Origin of the sequence: Streptomyces sp. NPDC016640, from assembly GCF_043076215.1 — a bacterium.
Lineage (GTDB): Bacteria > Actinomycetota > Actinomycetes > Streptomycetales > Streptomycetaceae > Streptomyces.
In genome coordinates this window covers 145,131-163,335 of record NZ_JBIBRG010000001.1, presented here as the reverse complement: position 1 = coordinate 163,335, position 18,205 = coordinate 145,131, and the positions used below count along the sequence as shown (strand labels likewise).

General features: G+C 71.2%; 19 protein-coding genes. 8 read left to right on the top strand and 11 right to left on the bottom strand.

From position 1 onward, the window contains the following. The first annotated feature begins 13 nt into the window (after positions 1-13). On the top strand, positions 14-595 hold the full coding sequence (locus ACF07S_RS00760) for a dihydrofolate reductase family protein (protein ID WP_391973134.1): 582 nt from the start codon (positions 14-16) through the stop codon (positions 593-595). A 327-nt stretch (positions 596-922) separates the two neighbouring features. Here the strand turns inward: ACF07S_RS00760 and ACF07S_RS00755 are convergent, their stop codons facing one another. The 3 genes from ACF07S_RS00755 to sodN form a co-directional block, all read right to left on the bottom strand. Beyond that, positions 923-1,348 carry a VOC family protein gene (locus tag ACF07S_RS00755; RefSeq protein ID WP_391961367.1) on the bottom strand — a complete coding sequence of 142 codons (426 nt, stop codon included), beginning with the start codon at positions 1,346-1,348 and terminating at the stop codon, positions 923-925. Between the two features lie 9 nt (positions 1,349-1,357). Next, positions 1,358-1,792, bottom strand: a complete 435-nt coding sequence (locus tag ACF07S_RS00750; protein ID WP_391961366.1) for a helix-turn-helix transcriptional regulator — start codon at positions 1,790-1,792, stop codon at positions 1,358-1,360. A gap of 149 nt (positions 1,793-1,941) precedes the next feature. Continuing rightward, positions 1,942-2,337 (bottom strand): superoxide dismutase, Ni, encoded by a 396-nt coding sequence (gene sodN / locus ACF07S_RS00745; protein WP_143627044.1) that lies wholly within the window; start codon positions 2,335-2,337, stop codon positions 1,942-1,944. 145 nt (positions 2,338-2,482) lie between these two features. Between sodN and sodX the strand changes: the two genes are divergently transcribed. Beyond that, positions 2,483-2,917: a nickel-type superoxide dismutase maturation protease gene (gene sodX / locus ACF07S_RS00740; RefSeq protein ID WP_391961365.1), complete on the top strand. Its 435-nt coding sequence runs from the start codon at positions 2,483-2,485 to the stop codon at positions 2,915-2,917. On the opposite strand, the gene ACF07S_RS00735 is transcribed toward sodX, so the two are convergent. Continuing rightward, a complete protein-coding gene (locus tag ACF07S_RS00735) occupies positions 2,800-3,450 on the bottom strand; it encodes a CGNR zinc finger domain-containing protein (protein ID WP_391973133.1) in 651 nt (216 codons plus the stop codon). The two genes, sodX and ACF07S_RS00735, sit on opposite strands and share 118 nt — an antisense overlap. 100 nt (positions 3,451-3,550) lie before the next feature. On the opposite strand from ACF07S_RS00735, the gene ACF07S_RS00730 reads away from it, so the two are divergent. Next, on the top strand, positions 3,551-4,321 hold the full coding sequence (locus ACF07S_RS00730; protein WP_391961363.1) for a class I SAM-dependent methyltransferase: 771 nt from the start codon (positions 3,551-3,553) through the stop codon (positions 4,319-4,321). Between the two features lie 62 nt (positions 4,322-4,383). On the opposite strand, the gene ACF07S_RS00725 is transcribed toward ACF07S_RS00730, so the two are convergent. Genes ACF07S_RS00725 through ACF07S_RS00715 form a run of 3 tightly spaced genes read right to left on the bottom strand, consistent with a single transcriptional unit; the run spans position 4,384 to position 7,098 of the window. Further along, on the bottom strand, positions 4,384-5,184 hold the full coding sequence (locus ACF07S_RS00725) for an amino acid ABC transporter ATP-binding protein (protein ID WP_391973132.1): 801 nt from the start codon (positions 5,182-5,184) through the stop codon (positions 4,384-4,386). After that, on the bottom strand, positions 5,181-6,110 hold the full coding sequence (locus ACF07S_RS00720) for an amino acid ABC transporter permease (protein WP_391961361.1): 930 nt from the start codon (positions 6,108-6,110) through the stop codon (positions 5,181-5,183). The genes ACF07S_RS00725 and ACF07S_RS00720 overlap by 4 nt, the downstream gene beginning before the upstream one ends. 28 nt (positions 6,111-6,138) lie before the next feature. Next, positions 6,139-7,098 carry an ABC transporter substrate-binding protein gene (locus tag ACF07S_RS00715; protein ID WP_391973131.1) on the bottom strand — a complete coding sequence of 320 codons (960 nt, stop codon included), beginning with the start codon at positions 7,096-7,098 and terminating at the stop codon, positions 6,139-6,141. Positions 7,099-7,674: 576 nt separating this feature from the next. Here ACF07S_RS00715 and ACF07S_RS00710 point away from each other — a divergent pair. From ACF07S_RS00710 to ACF07S_RS00695, 4 genes are all read left to right on the top strand, one after another. Next, a complete protein-coding gene (locus ACF07S_RS00710; RefSeq protein WP_391973130.1) occupies positions 7,675-8,913 on the top strand; it encodes an NADP-dependent malic enzyme in 1,239 nt (412 codons plus the stop codon). A gap of 163 nt (positions 8,914-9,076) precedes the next feature. Further along, positions 9,077-10,042 (top strand): zinc-binding dehydrogenase, encoded by a 966-nt coding sequence (locus tag ACF07S_RS00705; protein ID WP_391961358.1) that lies wholly within the window; start codon positions 9,077-9,079, stop codon positions 10,040-10,042. Positions 10,043-10,182: 140 nt separating this feature from the next. After that, complete coding sequence (locus ACF07S_RS00700; RefSeq protein ID WP_391961357.1) at positions 10,183-10,392, top strand: helix-turn-helix domain-containing protein; 210 nt, start codon at positions 10,183-10,185, stop codon at positions 10,390-10,392. Beyond that, positions 10,392-10,955: a Clp protease N-terminal domain-containing protein gene (locus ACF07S_RS00695; protein WP_391973129.1), complete on the top strand. Its 564-nt coding sequence runs from the start codon at positions 10,392-10,394 to the stop codon at positions 10,953-10,955. The genes ACF07S_RS00700 and ACF07S_RS00695 overlap by 1 nt, the downstream gene beginning before the upstream one ends. A 72-nt stretch (positions 10,956-11,027) precedes the next feature. On the opposite strand, the gene ACF07S_RS00690 is transcribed toward ACF07S_RS00695, so the two are convergent. Together ACF07S_RS00690 and ACF07S_RS00685 are read right to left on the bottom strand one after the other, a co-directional pair. Then, complete coding sequence (locus tag ACF07S_RS00690; protein ID WP_391961355.1) at positions 11,028-12,041, bottom strand: helix-turn-helix transcriptional regulator; 1,014 nt, start codon at positions 12,039-12,041, stop codon at positions 11,028-11,030. 1 nt (position 12,042) lies between these two features. Beyond that, positions 12,043-12,957, bottom strand: coding sequence for a DUF4097 domain-containing protein (locus ACF07S_RS00685; RefSeq protein ID WP_391961354.1), 915 nt, complete (start codon positions 12,955-12,957; stop codon positions 12,043-12,045). A gap of 145 nt (positions 12,958-13,102) precedes the next feature. Here ACF07S_RS00685 and ACF07S_RS00680 point away from each other — a divergent pair, with 145 nt between their 5' ends. After that, on the top strand, positions 13,103-13,909 hold the full coding sequence (locus tag ACF07S_RS00680) for a hypothetical protein (protein ID WP_391973128.1): 807 nt from the start codon (positions 13,103-13,105) through the stop codon (positions 13,907-13,909). Between the two features lie 98 nt (positions 13,910-14,007). Here ACF07S_RS00680 and ACF07S_RS00675 read toward each other — a convergent pair whose 3' ends face one another. Then, positions 14,008-14,187: a DUF6104 family protein gene (locus ACF07S_RS00675; protein WP_391961352.1), complete on the bottom strand. Its 180-nt coding sequence runs from the start codon at positions 14,185-14,187 to the stop codon at positions 14,008-14,010. A gap of 78 nt (positions 14,188-14,265) precedes the next feature. Next, on the bottom strand, positions 14,266-18,066 hold the full coding sequence (locus ACF07S_RS00670; protein WP_391973127.1) for a multifunctional oxoglutarate decarboxylase/oxoglutarate dehydrogenase thiamine pyrophosphate-binding subunit/dihydrolipoyllysine-residue succinyltransferase subunit: 3,801 nt from the start codon (positions 18,064-18,066) through the stop codon (positions 14,266-14,268). Positions 18,067-18,205 lie beyond the last annotated feature (139 nt).

Below are 18,205 nucleotides of genomic sequence, written 5' to 3'. Positions count from 1 at the left end.
GGAAGAGGCCGTTGTGCGCAAGCTGACCTACTTCGTCGCCTGCTCCATCGACGGCTTCATCGCAGACCCCGAGGGCGACGCGTCGGTCATGTTCTCCTACGTCGACGAGGAGTTCCTCGGGTTCCTGACCGCGGAGTACCCGGAGACCATCGCGACCCACGGCCGTCGGCAGCTCGACATCGACGATCTGCCGAACAGGCGGTTCGACACGATCGTCCAGGGCCGGGGCAGCTACGACGTGGCCCTGCGGGAGGGCATCACCAGCCCCTACGCCCACCTGCGCCAGTACGTCGCCTCCCGCACGCTCGAGTCGCCCGATCCGAACGTCGAGATCATCGCGGACGACCTGGCCGGCCGGGTGCGCGCGCTGAAGGCGGAGGACAGCGCGTTCGACATCTACCTGTGCGGCGGGGCCGAGCTCGCCGGCGAGCTGGTCGAGGAGATCGACGAGCTGGTCATCAAGACGTACCCGATGGTGCAGGGCGCCGGCATGCCGATGTTCGCCTCCGGCTTCTCGGTCACGCGGTTCACGCTGGGGCCGGTGCGCGTGTTCGGCAACGGCGCCGTGGTGCGGACGTACGGCAGGGAGCGCTGAGCCGCCACGGCGCCGAGCTCCTCGTGCCGGGCCCGGGCCGCCCCGATGCCCGCACGGGCGGGGTCCACACGGGCGGAGACCGGACGTTCCTCGTTCAGCCGCCGCAGCGGGACGCGAGCGGGCGGCCCGGCCACACGGAACTCCGGCGGTGAGCCGGGAGCGGCGTTCCGGCCGGCCGACAGCTCACCTCGGAAGGCGCCCCGGCGCCGTAAGCGGACGGCGGGACATCGAGGCACACCCGGCCCGGACGGCTGCCGCGCACGACGGGCGGCCCCGGACCGACTCGGGGTGCCGGCCGGTCGAGGAGGGCGTACGCCCGGCGGACGCTCACCGGCGGGGGCGCTCGACGAAGCGCAGCATGTTCCCCGCGGGGTCGCGGAACGCGCAGTCGCGCATGCCGTACGGCTGGTCCAGCGGCTCCTGGAGCACGTCCGCACCGGCGGCCCGGACGCGTTCGAAGAGGGCGTCGCAGTCGGCGGTGGTGAAGTTGACCCCGCGCAGCATGCCCTTGGCCAGCAGCTCGGCCATCGCCTGCTTGTCGCCGGGGGAGGAGTCCGGGTTCGCCGCGGGCGGTTCCAGCACGATCTCCACGTCCTGCTCCGGCGAGGCGACCGTCACCCAGCGCATCCCCTCGAACTCCACGTCGTTGCGGACCGTGAGACCGAGCACGTCGCGGTAGAAGGCCAGTGCCTTGTCGTGGTCGTCGACGGAGATGAAGCACTGGGCGAGCCGCACGTCGTTTCCTGTGTCCATGCGCCCACGCTAGTGCCGCGTCGGCGGGGGTCCGCCCGGATCGGCCCGGGACCGGCCCCGCACCGGGCGGGTGTACATCCGCGCCGCACACGGCGGGATCACCGCGCTCGCCTCGTGCGAACGGGCCCGGTAGGCGCTGGGGGTCTCCCCGACCAGCTCGGTGAACCGGGAACTGAACGACCCGAGGGAGGTGCAGCCGACCGCGAGGCACACCTCCGTCACCGTGAGGTCGCCCCGCCGCAGCAGCGCCTTCGCGCGCTCGATGCGCCGCGTCATGAGATAGCCGTACGGCGTCTGCCCGTACGCCGCGCGGAAGCTGCGCTGGAAGTGGCCGGGCGACATCAGCGCGGTCCGCGCCAGCTCCGCGATGCCGAGGGGCTCGGCGTACTCACGGTCCATCCGGTCCCGGGCCCCCCGCAGCCGGACCAGATCCTCCAGCTCCATCCGCTCAGCATCCCACGCCGTCACGGCAGCCGTGGAAAGACGACCGCACCCGGACCGTCAGATACGCCGTGCTGGGCGGGCTGCGGGCCGGGTGCGGTCCGAAAGACGCTGCAAACCGAAGGGAATCGCAGGTCGGAAGGCACGAAGGCTCAGGCCTTCTTGGTCTCCCAGAAGATCTTGTCGATCTGGGCGATGTAGTCCAGCGCCTTCTGGCCGGTGGCCGGGTCGGTCGACGCCTTGGCGGCCGAGAGGGCCTTCAGGGTGTCGTTGACCAGCTGGTGCAGCTCCGGGTACTTCTCGAAGTGCGGGGGCTTGAAGTAGTCGCTCCACAGCACGGAGACGTGGTGCTTCGCCAGCTCGGCGCGCTGCTCCTTGATGACCGTGGCACGGGTCTGGAAGTGCGGGTCGTCGTTGCCGGCCATCTTCTCCTGGACGGCCTTGACCGACTCCGCCTCGATGCGGGCCTGAGCCGGGTCGTACACACCGCAGGGCAGGTCGCAGTGCGCGCTGACCTTGACCTTGGGGGCAAACAGGCGGGAAAGCATGAAGCGTTTCCTTCCTCGTGATCGTCTTCTCACACTGGACATTACTCCGTGCCGGACGGGTTTTCGCGAGTGCCCCCGTGGGCTTAGGACAAAAGTCCGGGTGTGACCGAGACTGGTGGAGGAAGAACCGGGGAGGTGCCGGGTGATGCCGGAAGTGCCGCGGGAGGCCGAGCGCGTGAGGGCGCCGCTCCCGTTCGGGGTGGCCGAGGTGACGGGGCCGTCCATGGTGCCCACGCTGCACCACGGGGACCTGCTGCTGGTGCACTACGGCGCCCGGGTCGGACGCGGTGACGTGATCGTGCTGCGGCACCCGTTCCAGCAGGACCTGCTCGTCGTCAAGCGGGCCGCCGAGCGGCGTGCGGACGGCTGGTGGGTGCTCGGGGACAACGCGTACGCGGGCGGCGACAGCACCGACTACGGGGTCGTGCCGGACGAGCTGGTGCTCGGCCGGGTCCGCTTCCGCTACCGGCCGCGCAGGCCCGGTCGGCGGTCGCCGCTGGCCGTGGTGGGCTGGGCGCTGTCGTCGGCGCGGCCCGTCTTCTCCGACCGGTCGGCCTCCAGGCGCTTGCGGGCGCGGTAGGCCGCCACGTTGGCCCGGGTGGCGCAGCGGTCGGAGCAGTAGCGCCGGGAGCGGTTGGTCGAGGTGTCCAGGTAGGCGTTGCGGCAGGGCGGCGCCTCGCACAGGCCGAGGCGGTCCACGCCGTACTCGGTGAGGTGGAAGGCGAGGCCCATCGCGGCGATGGCGGCGTAGCCCGCGGTCGCGTTGGACGGGTGGTCGGCCAGGTGCATGTGCCACAGCGGGCGGCCGTCGTCGTCGCGGAAGTCGTGTCCGGAGATCTGCGGGCTCACCGGGAACTCCAGCAGCAGCGAGTTCAGCAGGTCGACGGCGAGCGTCTCGTCGCCGCTGTCCGCCGCCTCGAAGACCGCGCGCAGCCTGGCACGGACCGAACGGAACCGGGTCACATCGGCGTCGGTGGCGCGCCGGGCGGCCGACTGGTTCCCGCCGAACAGATCGCGGACGGCCTCGACCGAGGTCAGCGTGTCCTTCCCCCGGGCGGGCTCCTCGGTGTTGACGAGGCGCACCGCGTAATCCGAGTAATAGGCCAGTTCCACTTGTAGTCCTTACGCAGGGGCTCTATGGTCGTGCGTGCGGTTGGGTAACAGACGATCGCAGTAACAGGGTATTACGGGACGTACACGCGGGAGGGGCTCGATGACGGACGCCGACACCACCACGGCCGCCGCCGACTGGCACGCCTGGCAGGAGAGCTGGGACCGGCAGCAGGAGTGGTACATGCCCGACCGCGAGGAGCGGTTCCGGGTCATGCTCGACATGGTGGAGGCCCTCGTCGGCACCTCCCCGCGCGTGCTGGACCTCGCCTGCGGCACGGGCAGCATCACGGCCCGGCTGCTCGCCCGGTTCCCGGACGCCACCAGCACCGGCGTCGACCTGGACCCGGCGCTGCTCGCCATCGCCGAGGGCACCTTCGCCGGGGACGGCCGGGTCTCCTTCGTGACGGCCGACCTCAAGGACCCCGGGTGGGCGGCGGCACTGCCGCACGACTCCTACGACGCCGTGCTGACCGCGACGGCCCTCCACTGGCTGCACCGGGAACCCCTCGCGGACCTCTACGGGCACATCGCGGACCTGGTGCGCGACGGCGGTGTCTTCATGAACGCGGACCACATGATCGACGAGACCACGCCCCGGATCAACGCGGCCGAGCGTGCCCTGCGCCACGCCCGCATGGATCAGGCCAAGCGGGACGGTGCCCTGGACTGGGCCCAGTGGTGGCGGCTCGCCGCCGAGGACCCCGTCCTGGCCGGTCCCACGGCCCGGCGTTACGAGATCTACGGCGAGCACGCCGAGGGCGACACGCCCTCGGCGGCCTGGCACGCGCGCGTGCTGCGCGAGGCGGGCTTCGGCGAGGCGCGGCCGGTGTGGTGCTCGCCCTCGGACACCCTGCTGCTGGCATTGAAGTAGGCCACGGCGAAGGGGCGGTACGGAGAGTCCGTACCGCCCCTTCGCCGCGCGCGTACCGCAGGTCAGAGCACCTTGGACAGGAACGACTTCGTCCGCTCGTGCTGGGGATTCGTCAGCACGTCCCTCGGGTGCCCGGTCTCGACGGCCACGCCGTCGTCCATGAACACCAGCGAGTCGCCCACCTCCCGGGCGAAGCCCATCTCATGGGTGACGACGATCATCGTCATGCCGTCCGTGGCGAGGTCGCGCATGACGTCGAGGACCTCGCCGACCAGCTCCGGGTCGAGGGCGGAGGTCGGCTCGTCGAAGAGCATCAGCTTGGGCTGCATCGCCAGCGCACGCGCGATGGCCACGCGCTGCTGCTGCCCGCCGGAGAGCTGGGCGGGGTAGTGGCCCGTGCGGTCACCGAGGCCCACCCGGTCCAGCAGCCGTTGCGCACGCTCCCGGGCGACCGCCCTCGTCTCCCGCTTGACCTGCATCGGAGCCTCCATGACGTTCTCCAGCGCCGTCATGTGCGGGAAGAGGTTGAAGCGCTGGAACACCATGCCGATGTCCCGCCGCTGCGCCGCGACCTCCTTCTCCTTGAGCTCGTGGAGCTTGTCGCCCTTCTGCCGGTAGCCGACCAGGTGACCGTCGACGTACAGCCGGCCGGCGCTGATCTTCTCCAGGTGGTTGATGCACCGCAGGAACGTGGACTTGCCGGAACCGGACGGGCCGATCAGGCAGAACACCTCCCGCGGGTTCACCTCCAGGTCGATGCCCTTGAGGATGTGCGTGAGACCGAAGGACTTGTGGACGCCCTCCGCCTTGACCATCGGGTGACCGCTCGTGCCGCTCGCGATGTCCTTGCCGAGACCGCTCATCGGGTCACCTCCGGGCGGCCGAGGGAGTTGAAGAGGCGGAGGTTCTTCCTCAGGCGCTGCAGCGGCGTCGGCGGCAGACTGCGCGTCGCGCCCCGGGCGTAGCGGCGCTCCAGGTAGTACTGGCCGACGCTGAAGACGCTGGTGAGGGCCAGGTACCAGATCGAGGCCACGAAGTACATCTCGACCACGGCGAGCGAGGTGCTGGAGATGTCCGTCGACCGTTTGATGAGTTCGCTGAACTGCACCACGTAGGCCAGCGAGGAGGTCTTCAGCATGTTGATGTACTCGTTGCCGGTGGGCGGCACGATCACCCGCATCGCCTGCGGGAGCACCACCCGGCGCAGCGTCTTGGCGCGCGTCATGCCCAGCGCGTGCGACGCCTCCGTCTGCCCCTCGTCCACGGACTGGATGCCCGCCCGGACGATCTCGGACATGTACGCCGCCTCGTTGAGGCCGAGACCCAGCAGCGCCGCGAGGAACGGCGTCATCACCTGGTTCATCTCGTCCTTGTAGAACCCCAGGTTGAGGACGGGGAACACCAGGGCGATGTTGTACCAGATGAGCAGCTGGACCAGGACCGGCGTGCCGCGGAAGAACCAGACGTAGGCCCAGGCCACCGTGCTGGTGACCGGGTTCGACGACATCCGCATGACCGCGAGGACCACACCCAGGACCAGGCCGAGCAGCATGGCGAGCACGGAGATGTACAGCGTGTGCCACGCGCCCGAGAGGATCGTGCCGTCCGTGAGGTAGTCCGGGATGACGCCGTAGTTGATGTTCGCGTTGGAGAAGGCGATTCCGATCAGCACCAGTACGGCGATGACCACCGCGCCCGCCACCCAGCGGCCGTAGTGGCGCACCGGGATCGCCTTGATCTGCTCCGGTGGCACCGATGGCGCCGGAGCCTTGTCGACCGTGTCGGTCACAGTGACTGCCCTTCAGTGTCGCCGAGGTTCAGGAACCGCCGTTGATCTTCGCCTCGGTCACCGCGCCGTCCGTGACGTTCCACTTCTCCAGGATCTTCGTGTACTCGCCGTTCTCGATGATGGCGTTCATGGCCGCCTGGAGGGCGTCCCTCAGCTCGGTGTTCTCCTTGCTGACGCCGATGCCGTACGGGCCGGCCTCGATCTGCTCGCCGACGACCTCGAAGTCCTTGCCGCCGCCCGACGTCTTGGCGTTGTACGCCGCCACGGGGAAGTCGTTCAGGTCGGCGACGGACGCGCCCTGCTTCAGACGGAGCAGCGCCTCGGGGTCGGTGTCGTAGGTCTGGAGCTTGATCGCCTCGTTGCCGTCCTCGGTGCACTTCTTGTTCTGCTCGTTGGCGATGCCCTCGGAGGTGGTGCCGCGCTGCAGCGCCACCACCTGGCCGCACAGGTCGTCCAGGGACTCGATGCCCTTCGGGTTGCCCTTCTGGACGAGGATCGAGGTGCCGGCGGTGAAGTAGTCGACGAAGTCGATGCCGTTGCCGGCCTTCTTGCCGGTGTCCGGGTCGATGCCGCTCTGGCGGTCCTCGGTGTCGTTCATCGCGGACATGATCACGTTGAAGCGCTTGGACTGCAGACCCACGATGAGCTGGTCGAACTTGCCGTTCTGGAAGTCGAACTTCACGCCGAGCTGCTTGCCGAGGGCCGCCGCGATGTCGGGGTCGATGCCGACGGCCTTGCCGTCCTTCATGAACTCGACCGGCGGGTACGCGATGTCGGAGCCCACCTTGATCACGCCCGCCTCACGGATGTCGGCGGGGAGCCGGTCGGCGAGGGGCGCGGTGGACGCGTCCGCGGTGCCGCTGTCGTCGGCCTTGTCCGTCTGGTCACCGCAGCCGGTGAGAAGCAGCGCGCCTGCGACCGCGACCGCACCGACCGCTGCTAGCCGGGACCGGGCGGCGGTGGTACGACGGGTGGTGCTTGCGGTCATGGTGGGTTCCTCCGGCGGATGGGTGGAGTTGCCTTTGGGGCCGGCGACTGCCTGTGCGGCATCGCCCTGGGTCATGAGCACACGCCTTCGAGTGTCGCGACCTCGTCTGATTACCGCATCTTGCCATTCGGACTGCGCTGTTCAGGGGGCCCGCGATGTCAAAATCGGGTAACGGGTGACGGCCGAACCGCAGTACTCCTGTGCAGTAAGGCCGGACAGTCTGCGGGAATCCGCCATTCCAGCCGGAAGATCTCCGGTGTCGGCCGGAAAACAGGAAGGGCCGCCGAAGCCTTTGGTGTGATTGCGGGCTTGCTGCGAGTTCGCCCGACCCTTGTCCTGATATCGGACGAAGATTCGGGGTGCCGCCCTGTGACCTTCGCGTTATGGACTCGTCGCCGACGGTGCGTGTCCGGTAAGAAGGTTCTTCACACCCCTCACCCGGGGCTCAGGGCGCGTGTGCGGCGCGCCCGTCGTGTTCGGCCCGTACGCATCACCCCCCGGGCCGTGCGCGGTCCCGCCCACCCCTCACCAGGAGTGGCAACCCTCAAACCGTGAACATTTAAGGGGTAAAACCAAGTGGCAGCGGAGATTGTCAATCCTCGCAGCGACAGCGAAAGCCGTGACGGCCATACGGAGCAGGAGAGCGGGGCCGAGCCCCTGGATTCCTTCGATCCGGCGTTCGCGCTGCACCGCGGGGGCAAGATGGCCGTCCAGGCCACCGTGCCGGTCCGCGACAAGGACGATCTGTCCCTGGCTTACACGCCCGGCGTCGCGAAGGTGTGCAGCGCGATCGCCGAACAGCCGGACCTCGTCCACGACTACACGTGGAAGTCGTCGGTCGTCGCCGTCGTGACGGACGGTACGGCCGTCCTCGGACTCGGTGACATCGGGCCCGAGGCCTCCCTCCCGGTGATGGAGGGCAAGGCGATCCTCTTCAAGCAGTTCGGCGGCGTGGACGCGGTCCCGATCGCGCTGGCCTGCACCGGCGTGGACGAGATCGTCGAGACCGTGGTCCGGCTCGCCCCGTCCTTCGGCGGGGTCAACCTGGAGGACATCTCCGCGCCCCGGTGCTTCGAGATCGAGAAGCGGCTCCAGGAGCGGCTGGACATCCCGGTCTTCCACGACGACCAGCACGGCACGGCGGTCGTGACGCTGGCGGCGCTGCGGAACGCGGCACGGCTGAGCGGACGGCCGCTCGGTGACCTGCGGGCCGTGATCTCCGGTGCGGGCGCCGCGGGTGTGGCGATCGCCAGGATGCTGGTCGAGGCCGGCATCGGGGACGTCGCCGTGGCCGACCGCAAGGGCGTCGTGTCGCGCGACCGCGCGGACCTCACGCCGGTCAAGGCGGAGCTGGCGTCGTTCACCAACAAGGCCGGTCTCTCGGGGTCGCTGGAGTCGGCGCTGGCCGGGGCCGATGTCTTCATCGGCGTCTCCGGCGGCACGGTGGCGGAGCACGCGGTCGCGTCGATGGCCGAGGGCGCGTTCGTCTTCGCCATGGCCAACCCCGAGCCGGAGGTGCGCCCGGAGGTCGCGCACCGGTACGCGGCGGTCGTGGCCACCGGACGGTCGGACTTCCCGAACCAGATCAACAACGTGCTGGCCTTCCCGGGGATCTTCGCGGGGGCGCTGCAGGTGCGCGCCTCCCGGATCACCGAGGGGATGAAGCTGGCCGCGGCCGAGGCGCTGGCGTCGGTGGTCGGTGACGACCTCGCCGCCGACTACGTCATCCCGTCCCCGTTCGACGAGCGGGTCGCCCCCGCGGTGGCGGCGGCGGTGGCCGCGGCCGCCCGGGCGGAAGGGGTCGCCCGCCGCTGAGGCGCGCGTTCCCCGCGGGTCCCGTCCTCCGGTGGAGGGCGGGACCGATCGTCTTCCCGGGCACTGGGCCGACCGGGTGGGCGCCGCCGCCGCGTGGCAAGAGGGCGTGTCTCACAGCGGCCCCTTGTTCCTTCGGCGGGGCGGGGAACCTATCGTCGGGGTCATGTTCGCCGTCTACGCCGCCCGAATCGACCGCGACCGGCCGCTCGCCGGTCTGGAACTGGGAGAGCGCCCCGCTCCCGGGTCCCGACCCGGCTGGAGCACCGTCACGGTCAAGGCCGCCTCCCTCAACCATCACGACCTCTGGTCCCTGCGGGGCGTCGGCCTCGCGGAGGACAAGCTGCCGATGATCCTCGGCTGCGACGCCGCCGGTGTCGACGAGGACGGCAACGAGGTCGTCCTGCACTCGGTGATCGGGCAGAGCGGTCACGGGGTGGGGCCCGGGGAGCCCCGCTCCATCCTCACCGAGCGGTACCAGGGCACGTTCGCGGAGCAGGTCGCCGTGCCCACCTGGAACGTCCTGCCCAAGCCCCGGGAACTCTCCTTCGAGGAGGCCGCCTGTCTGCCGACCGCGTGGCTGACGGCGTACCGCATGCTGTTCACCAACGCGGGGGTGCGGCCCGGCGACTCCGTGCTCGTGCAGGGCGCCGGGGGCGGGGTCGCCACCGCCGCCATCGTGCTCGGGAAGGCCGCGGGGCTGCGCGTCTTCGCCACCAGCCGGGACGAGGCCAAGCGGAAGCGGGCGCTGGAGCTGGGGGCCGTGGAGGCGCTGGAGCCCGGCGCGCGGCTGCCGCAGCGGGTCGACGCGGTGATCGAGACCGTGGGGGCGGCCACGTGGTCCCACTCGGTGAAGTCGCTGCGCCCCGGCGGCACACTGGTGATCTCCGGTGCCACCAGCGGTGACCGGCCCTCGCACGCCGAGCTGACGCGGATCTTCTTCCTGGAGCTCAGGGTCGTCGGGTCGACGATGGGCACCAAGGACGAGCTGGAGGACCTGCTCTCCTTCTGCGCCGCCACCGGCGTGCGGCCGGTCATCGACGAGGTGCTGCCCATGGACCGGGCGCGGGAGGGCTTCGCACGCATGGAGGCCGGCGGGCAGTTCGGGAAGATCGTGCTCACCCACCCCTGAAGTCGTGCTCACCCGCCCCCGAGGGGGTGTGCGCCCCGCCTGCGGCTCCTGCATCCTGCGGCCGGTCCGGTTCTCCGGGCCGGCCGCAGGTATGTCAACCGGGGTTGACGCATACGGGGCTGTCAATCTAAGTTGACATCATGACTGAGGCAACCGACCTCGCCGAGCGCGCGGGTGATCGTGATCCACGCGTCGGCCTGCGGGCCGTCGCGGCGCTGCGCAGGCTGCTGGAGCAGCTGGAGACCGTGCAGGTGCGCAACGCGCGCCGGCAGGGCTGGTCGTGGCAGGAGATCGCGACCGCACTCGGGGTGAGCAGGCAGGCCGTGCACAAGAAGTACGGGAGGCAGTGATGTTCGAGCGGTTCACGAAGGACGCCCGGGCCGTGGTGAAGGGGGCGGTCGAACAGGCGGAGGGAATGGGTGCGGGGCGGGTGGGCGCCGAGCATCTGCTGCTGGCGCTGCTCGACCGGGAGGCGGGCCGGGCCTCCTTCGCGCTGGCCGCCCTCGGGCTGGGCGGGCGGCGGGATGCGGTACGCGCCGCGCTGGGGCGGGCACGACGGCGGGGCGGACTGACCCAGGCCGAGACCGATGCCCTCGCCGGGCTCGGGATCGATGTGCCCGGGATCGTGGCCCGGGTGGAGGAGGTGCACGGGGCCGGGGCCCTGTCGGGCGACCGGAGGGGCGGTGGCCGGCGGTCGGGGCACCGGCCCTTCGAGCGGGAGGCGAAGGACCTCCTCACCGGCGCCCTGCGCGCCGCCACCGCCCGGCGGGACCGTCACATCGGCGACGAGCACATCCTGCTCGCGCTGACCGCCCGTCCCGGTGTCCCCGCCGAGGTCCTCGCCGACCACGGGGTGACGTACGAGTCGGTCACCCGGGTGCTGTACGGCGTCGGCGAGGCCAAGGCGGGCTGACGGCGGCGCACGCCGGGTCCGGGCGGTCCGGCCGGACCCGGCGATCCGGACGACCCGGGCGGGCCGGGCCGCTCAGGGCTTCGGGGCGCGCAGGAGTGCCCCGATTCTGGCCGCCGCCGTGGACAGGTGGTCGCGGGCGTCGCGGAGCTGGTCCGCCGTGACGCCGCGGTCGCGGGCCGCGTCCCGGATGTCGTCCCGGAACCGGTCCAGCAGGCGGTCCAGATCACGGGCCGGGTCGCCGGTGGACTGCGAGGCGTCCTCGTGCGCCCAGGCGGGGACGTAGTCGGCGGGGAAGTCCTCGGGGGGCCCCGAGTACGACGGCCGGGAGGACCGGCCCGAGGTGCCCGTGCCGGTGCGGCCGAAGGCGAAGCCCTTGCCGAACTCGCCCATCTCCTTGGCCAGTTCACCCAGGCCCTCGCGCAGTCCCGTCGGCCAGTCGCCCCGGGCGAAGTGGTCCTGCACCTGATCCTGGACCTGCCGCACGATGCGCTGCACCTCCTCCTGCGCCTCCTTGGCCTGGCGGCGGGCGCGCTCGGCCTCCTCGCGCGAGCGGCGGCTCTCGTCCTTGGCGCGCCGGGCCTGTTCCTTCCACTCCTGCTTGGCGCGGCGCATCTCCTCCTTGACGGTGCGCCAGGCCTCGCTGTCGCCGAAGACCGGGAAGTCCCCGGGGATCCCGTCCTCGCCGCCGCCCCGGGCCTGGCCGGCCTTGCCGGCCGCCGCCCGCATCTCGCGGCGCAGATCGCCCGCCGCGCCGCTGACGTCGGCCCGGATCTCGGCGGCCAGTTCGGCCACCGACTCCCGGATCTCCAGTTCCAGGTCGGCCAGCTCGCCACTGCGGCCGGTCAGTTCGGCGCGGCCCGCGTCCGTGATCGAGTACACCTTGCGGCCGCCCTCGGTGGTGTGGGTGACCAGGCCCTCCGCCTCCAGCTTGGCCAGGCGGGGATAGACCGTGCCGGCCGACGGCGCGTACAGCCCCTGGAAACGCTCCTCCAGGAGACGGATCACCTCGTAGCCGTGACGCGGCGCCTCGTCCAGCAGCTTCAGCAGATAGAGGCGGAGGCGTCCGTGGGCGAAGACGGGGGGCATGTCAGAGCACCTTCTTGTCGGTCGTACCGTCGGCCGGGGCATGGGGCGCGCCCTCGTCCGGGCCGGGAGGGGCATGGTCCCCCGGGGCGTCCCAGGGCGCGGGCCCGTCCTCCCCGGCCGGGCGGCGCAGCAGGGCGATGGAGCCGGAGACGGTGGTCGCCCGCAGCCTGCCGCTGCCCGCTCCCAGACGGCCGGTGAGCTTGTGGGCGCCCCACTGGCCGTGCACCCGGAGGCCGCCGAAGGCGCTGGAGATGGCGCCGCTCGCCGTGTTGGCCTCGACCTCGGCGTCCGCCGGCTCGGGCAGCCGGATCGCGATCTCGCCCGAGACGCTGCTCAGCCGGACGTCGGTGGGGCCGCCGGGGCCGAGGTCCACGATGACGGAGCCGCTGACCGTGTTGGCCCGGACGGAGGAGCCGGAGCCCTCGACGACGGTGAGGTCGCCGGAGACGGAGGCGAAGCGGAGGCCGCCGGTGACCGACTGGGCCTCCACGTTCCCGGACAGCGTGTCGGCGCGGACCGGGCCGGAGAGGGCGACCAGGGTGGTGTCGCCCGCGACGCTCCTCACCAGGGAGGGGCCCCGGATGCCGGAGACGACGGCGCCCGCGTCGACCACGCCCAGCTCCACCCGGGTCGGTGCCGGGACGGCCAGGGAGACCACCGCGCTGCGCCGCCGGCCCGGACGGTCCAGCAGGGCGAGGAAGCCCTTCCAGGGCAGGTCCTCGTAGGCGACCGTGAGGGTGCCGTCCTTCTCCGTGACCACCAGGGGCGGTCCCTCGATGTCGGAGACCTCCAGACGGGCGCACCCCTCGTCGGTCCCCACGACGTTCACCGCTCCGCCCACGATGCGCACCCGGAGTTCGCTCACGGGCGCGTCGAAGGTGAGCTTCCTGGGCTCCGCGACGGACCACTCGGGCATCTGACGACCTCCTGGCAACGAACACAACAACGCGCCATATCGCGTCTTACGTTATTCACGATATATCGCGGTGGAGGAAAGTCAAGACACCCGTTCTGGTGATCAGCCCGCATGCGAAGCGGGCGAAGTGGCCTAGCGTGTGAGCATGTCGACGGAAAAGTCCATGCCCGGGCGGCGGGGCGGACCGGCCGCGCCGGGCGCCCTGCTGCTGTGCCGTGCGGGGGCCGGATCCGTCGCCCCCGCCGCCCGGCTGCTGCGGGAACCCATGCTGGTCGTAGGGGCCGGCGAGGAATGGAGCGCGCTGGTGCCCGAGGGCCGGCCCTGGCGGGACGGCACCGAGCCGGTGGACCGGGCCGCCACCGGCTGGGCCACCGCGCTCGCGGTGGGCGCGTCCTGGCCGGTCATCGCCCTGTGGTGGGACGCCGACCGCGCCGGGTTCAGCCTCGCCTCCGGTTTCCACCGTCCCGTCGGCTACGTGTGGCTGGCCAACGGCACGCCCGCGGGCGAGGACGAGGCGATGCGCACCTTCGCCGCCCGGCTGGGGCTGGACCCGGTCCTGGACGTGCGCAGCCTCGACCTGCTGACCGGGCCGGATCCCGCCGCCGACGCGACGGCCCGGCTGAGCGGCGTCCTCGCGGTCCTCACCCGTGCGGGCGTCCTCGTGCCCCCGGGCCTGGTCCCCGGCGAGTCGCCCGCCCGCCTCCTCGAAGCCGCCCGGACCCGGCCGGAGGCCCGGCCCGTCGAGGAGGAGCGGCAGCCGGCGAAGACGACCGCCGAGGCTCCCGCGCCCCGGCCCGCCGGTCCCGTACCGCGCCCCGGGGACCTGGCCCAGCTGGCCGTGGGCCTGTCGCTGACGGTCTGGGGCCTGCGCCACCGGGACACCGGCTGGACCGTGGCGGGAGCGCTCCTCCTGCTCCACGGCGCCCTGGGCCTGACGCCCCACGCGCACTGACCTCCGGGCGCTGCGGACAAGAGCCCGGCCCGTGCGTGCCCGCGCCGGGTGCGCGGGGCCGGGACCGCCCTCCCACGGCGGTCCCGGCCCCGGCGGGACTACGCGTCGTCCTCGTCGTCCAGGCGGGCCAGCCAGGTGGCCAGGCGCTCCACCGGGACCTCGAAGTCGGGGTTGAGGTCGACGAACGTACGGAGCTGCTCGGCCAGCCACTCGAAGGTGACCTCCTCCCCGCCGCGCCGCTTCTCCAGTTCCTCGATGCCACGGTCCGTGAAGTACATGAGGACAAGGATAGGTGCGGGAAACGGGGCGGGCCGCACCCCGGAAAGGGGTGCGGCCCGCCCGCGTACGGCCTCCGGTTACGCCTCGAAGACCTCGCGCACCAGCTGCTCCTGCTCGGCCTGGTGGCGCTTGGCGGAGCCGACCGCCGGGGACGAGCCGTGCGGCCGCGAGATGCGGCGCAGGCGCTCGCCGTGCGGGATGTCGGCGCCGACCGCCAGGTCGAGGTGGTCGATCAGGTTGAGCGCGATGAACGGCCAGGCACCCTGGTTCGCCGGCTCCTCCTGTGCCCACAGGTACTTCTCGGCGTTCGGGTACTTCTTGATCTCCGCCTGGAGCTCGGCACCCGGCAGCGGGTACAGGCGCTCGATGCGGATGATCGCCGTGTCCGTCGCGCCGCGCTTCTGCCGCTCGGCCTCCAGGTCGTAGTAGACCTTGCCGGCGCAGAAGACGACCTTCTTCACCGCGGCCGGGTCGACCGAGGCGTCGCCGATGACCGGGCGGAACTGGCCCGTGGTGAACTCCTCCGCCTTCGAGGCCGCGGCCTTCAGGCGCAGCATCGACTTCGGGGTGAAGACGACCAGCGGCTTGTGGTGCGGGTTGTGCACCTGCCACCGCAGGAGGTGGAAGTAGTTCGACGGCAGGGTCGGCATGGCGACCGTCATGTTGTTCTGTGCGCAGAGCTGCAGGAACCGCTCCGGGCGGGCCGAGGAGTGGTCCGGGCCCTGGCCCTCGTAGCCGTGCGGCAGCAGCAGCACGACGCCGGAGGTCTGGGCCCACTTCTGCTCGGCCGACGAGATGAACTCGTCCACGACCGTCTGCGCGCCGTTGACGAAGTCGCCGAACTGCGCCTCCCACATCACCAGCGCGTCCGGACGGGCGAGCGAGTAGCCGTACTCGAAGCCCATCACCGCGTACTCGGAGAGCAGCGAGTTGTAGACGTTGTAGCGGGCCTGGTCCTCGGAGAGGTAGAGCAGCGGGGTGTGCTCCTCGCCGGTCTCCCGGTCGATGATCACCGCGTGCCGCTGGCCGAAGGTGCCGCGCTGGGAGTCCTGGCCGGACAGCCGGACCGGGATGCCCTCCAGCAGCAGCGAGCCGACGGCGAGGGTCTCGCCCATGCCCCAGTCGATCGTCCCGTCCTCGACCATCGACGCCCGGCGCTGCAGCTGCGGCAGCAGACGCGGGTGGACGCTGATGTGGTCGGGGATGTTGACCTGGGACTCGGCGATCCGCTTGACGACCTCCGTGGTCACCGCCGTGTTCACGGCGACCGGGAACTCGGCCTGCGGCTCGGGGGAGTCCACGGAGGCCGGCTGGGAGGCGGCCTCGCGGACCTCGGTGAAGACCTTCTCCAGCTGCCCCTGGTAGTCCTGCAGCGCCTGCTCGGCCTCTTCCAGGGTGATGTCGCCGCGGCCGATCAAGGACTCGGTGTACAGCTTGCGCACCGAGCGCTTCTTGTCGATCAGGTCGTACATCAGCGGCTGGGTGAAGGCCGGGTTGTCGGTCTCGTTGTGACCGCGGCGGCGGTAGCAGATGAGGTCGATCACCACGTCCTTGTTGAACGCCTGACGGAACTCGAAGGCCAGCCGCGCCACGCGGACGCAGGCCTCCGGGTCGTCGCCGTTCACGTGGAAGATCGGCGCCTCGATCATGCGGGCCACGTCGGTGGAGTACATCGACGAGCGCGAGGACTCCGGGGCGGCCGTGAAGCCGACCTGGTTGTTGATGACGATGTGGACCGTGCCGCCGGTGCGGTAACCGCGCAGCTGCGACATGTTCAGGGTCTCGGCCACGACGCCCTGGCCCGCGAAGGCCGCGTCACCGTGCAGCGCGACGGGCAGGACCGTGAAGTCCGTGCCGCCCTTGCCGATGATGTCCTGCTTGGCGCGGGCGACACCCTCGAGGACCGGGTCGACCGCCTCCAGGTGCGAGGGGTTGGCGGTCAGCGAGACCTTGATCTGCTCGCCGTCCAGGCCGGTGAAGGTGCCCTCGGCGCCCAGGTGGTACTTCACGTCGCCGGAGCCGTGCATCGACTTCGGGTCGAGGTTGCCCTCGAACTCGCGGAAGATCTGCGCGTAGGACTTGCCGACGATGTTCGCCAGCACGTTCAGCCGGCCGCGGTGGGCCATGCCGATGACGACCTCGTCCAGACGGGACTCGGCGGCCGAGTCCAGCACCGCGTCGAGCAGCGGGATGACGGACTCGCCGCCCTCCAGCGAGAAGCGCTTCTGGCCGACGTACTTCGTCTGCAGGAAGGTCTCGAAGGCCTCCGCGGCGTTCAGCCGGCGCAGGATGCGCAGCTGCTCCTCGCGCTCCGGCTTGGAGTGCGGGCGCTCCACGCGGTCCTGGATCCACTTGCGCTGCTTGGGGTCCTGGATGTGCATGAACTCGATGCCGGTGGTGCGGCAGTACGAGTCGCGCAGCACGCCGAGGATGTCGCGCAGCTTCATCATCGACTTGCCCGCGAAGCCGCCGACGGCGAACTCGCGCTCCAGGTCCCACAGCGTCAGCCCGTGCTCGGTGACGTCGAGGTCGGGGTGCTTGCGCTGCTTGTACTCCAGCGGGTCGGTGTCGGCCATCACGTGGCCGCGGACCCGGTAGGAGTGGATCAGCTCGAAGACGCGGGCGGCCTTGGTGACGTCGTCGTCGTGGGAGGCGTCGATGTCCTTGAGCCAGCGGACCGGCTCGTAGGGGATGCGCAGCGCCTCGAAGATCTCGTCGTAGAAGCCGTTCTCGCCGAGCAGGAGGTTGGCGACCTGGCGCAGGAACTCGCCGGAGGCGGCGCCCTGGATGACCCGGTGGTCGTAGGTCGACGTGAGCGTCATGACCTTGGAGATGCCGAGCTTGTTCAGGGTGTCCTGGGAGGTGCCCTGGAACTCCGCCGGGTAGTCCATGGCGCCGACGCCCATGATCACCGACTGGCCGGGCATCAGACGCGGCACGGAGTGGACGGTGCCGAGGCCGCCGGGGTTGGTCAGGGAGACCGTGACACCGGTGAAGTCGTCCATCGTCAGCTTGTTGTCGCGGGCGCGGCGGACGATGTCCTCGTAGGCCTGCCAGAACTCGAAGAAGTTCAGCGTCTCGGCCTTCTTGATGGCCGCGACGACCAGCTGGCGGTCGCCGTTGGGCTTCACCAGGTCGATGGCGAGACCGAGGTTGACGTGCTCCGGCTTGACCAGGGTGGGCTTGCCGTCCACCCGCGCGAACGAGTGGTTCATCGACGGCATGGCCTTGATGGCCTGGACCATGGCGTAGCCGATGAGGTGCGTGAAGGAGATCTTCCCGCCGCGCGCCCGCTTGAGGTGGTTGTTGATGACGATGCGGTTGTCGAACAGCAGCTTCACCGGGACCGCGCGCACGGACGTGGCCGTGGGCAGTTCCAGCGAGGCGTCCATGTTCTTCGCCACGGCGGCGGACGGACCGCGCAGGGTCACCTGCTCGGGGCCGGTCCTGGCCTCGCCGGGGGGCTCGGCCGCGGGCTTGGCGGCGGCCGGCTTCGCGGCGGGAGCGGCCTTCGCCGGAGCGGGTGCCTGGGCCGGGGCCTTGGCGGCCGGCTGGGCGGCGGCGGGCTGCGCGGCGGGCTGGGCCGGAGCGGCGGGCTGCGCGGGCGCGGCGGGCTGGGCCGGAGCGGCCGGCTGAGCGGTGGTCCCCGCGGCCCCCGCGGCCGCGTTGCCCGCCGGACCCGAGCCGGCGGGCGTGCCCGGCTTGTAGTCGGCGAAGAAGTCCCACCAGGCTCGGTCCACCGAGTTCGGGTCCTGGAGGTACTGCTGATAGATCTCGTCGACGAGCCACTCGTTGGCACCGAAGGCCGCAGCGGGGTTCTTGCCCGCTTGGTCGGTGTCGGTCGAGATGCTCGAGTTACTGGGGGACTGTGGCGACACGGCGGCAACCGCCCTCTTCCGCTTCACAAGGTGATGGACAGCGGAAATAAAGGCTACGCCCCCCGGAGCGAGAAGGTCAGGCCGGGTCCGTTCATCGTCGCGTAAGTCACATCTCAGCGCGTGTTTCGGCGCAGGAAAT

Bases quoted from the DNA above. Each gene is read 5' to 3' on its own strand.
- ACF07S_RS00680 (WP_391973128.1), top strand. From the start codon at position 13,103: ATGTCGACGGAAAAGTCCATGCCCGGGCGGCGGGGCGGACCGGCCGCG.
- ACF07S_RS00700 (WP_391961357.1), top strand. From the start codon at position 10,183: ATGACTGAGGCAACCGACCTCGCCGAGCGCGCGGGTGATCGTGATCCA.
- ACF07S_RS00750 (WP_391961366.1), bottom strand. From the start codon at position 1,792: ATGGAGCTGGAGGATCTGGTCCGGCTGCGGGGGGCCCGGGACCGGATG.
- ACF07S_RS00675 (WP_391961352.1), bottom strand. From the start codon at position 14,187: ATGTACTTCACGGACCGTGGCATCGAGGAACTGGAGAAGCGGCGCGGC.
- ACF07S_RS00755 (WP_391961367.1), bottom strand. From the start codon at position 1,348: ATGGACACAGGAAACGACGTGCGGCTCGCCCAGTGCTTCATCTCCGTC.
- ACF07S_RS00705 (WP_391961358.1), top strand. From the start codon at position 9,077: ATGTTCGCCGTCTACGCCGCCCGAATCGACCGCGACCGGCCGCTCGCC.
- ACF07S_RS00715 (WP_391973131.1), bottom strand. From the start codon at position 7,098: ATGACCGCAAGCACCACCCGTCGTACCACCGCCGCCCGGTCCCGGCTA.
- ACF07S_RS00725 (WP_391973132.1), bottom strand. From the start codon at position 5,184: ATGAGCGGTCTCGGCAAGGACATCGCGAGCGGCACGAGCGGTCACCCG.
- sodN (WP_143627044.1), bottom strand. From the start codon at position 2,337: ATGCTTTCCCGCCTGTTTGCCCCCAAGGTCAAGGTCAGCGCGCACTGC.
- ACF07S_RS00690 (WP_391961355.1), bottom strand. From the start codon at position 12,041: ATGCCCCCCGTCTTCGCCCACGGACGCCTCCGCCTCTATCTGCTGAAG.
- ACF07S_RS00695 (WP_391973129.1), top strand. From the start codon at position 10,392: ATGTTCGAGCGGTTCACGAAGGACGCCCGGGCCGTGGTGAAGGGGGCG.
- sodX (WP_391961365.1), top strand. From the start codon at position 2,483: ATGCCGGAAGTGCCGCGGGAGGCCGAGCGCGTGAGGGCGCCGCTCCCG.
- ACF07S_RS00730 (WP_391961363.1), top strand. From the start codon at position 3,551: ATGACGGACGCCGACACCACCACGGCCGCCGCCGACTGGCACGCCTGG.
- ACF07S_RS00685 (WP_391961354.1), bottom strand. From the start codon at position 12,957: ATGCCCGAGTGGTCCGTCGCGGAGCCCAGGAAGCTCACCTTCGACGCG.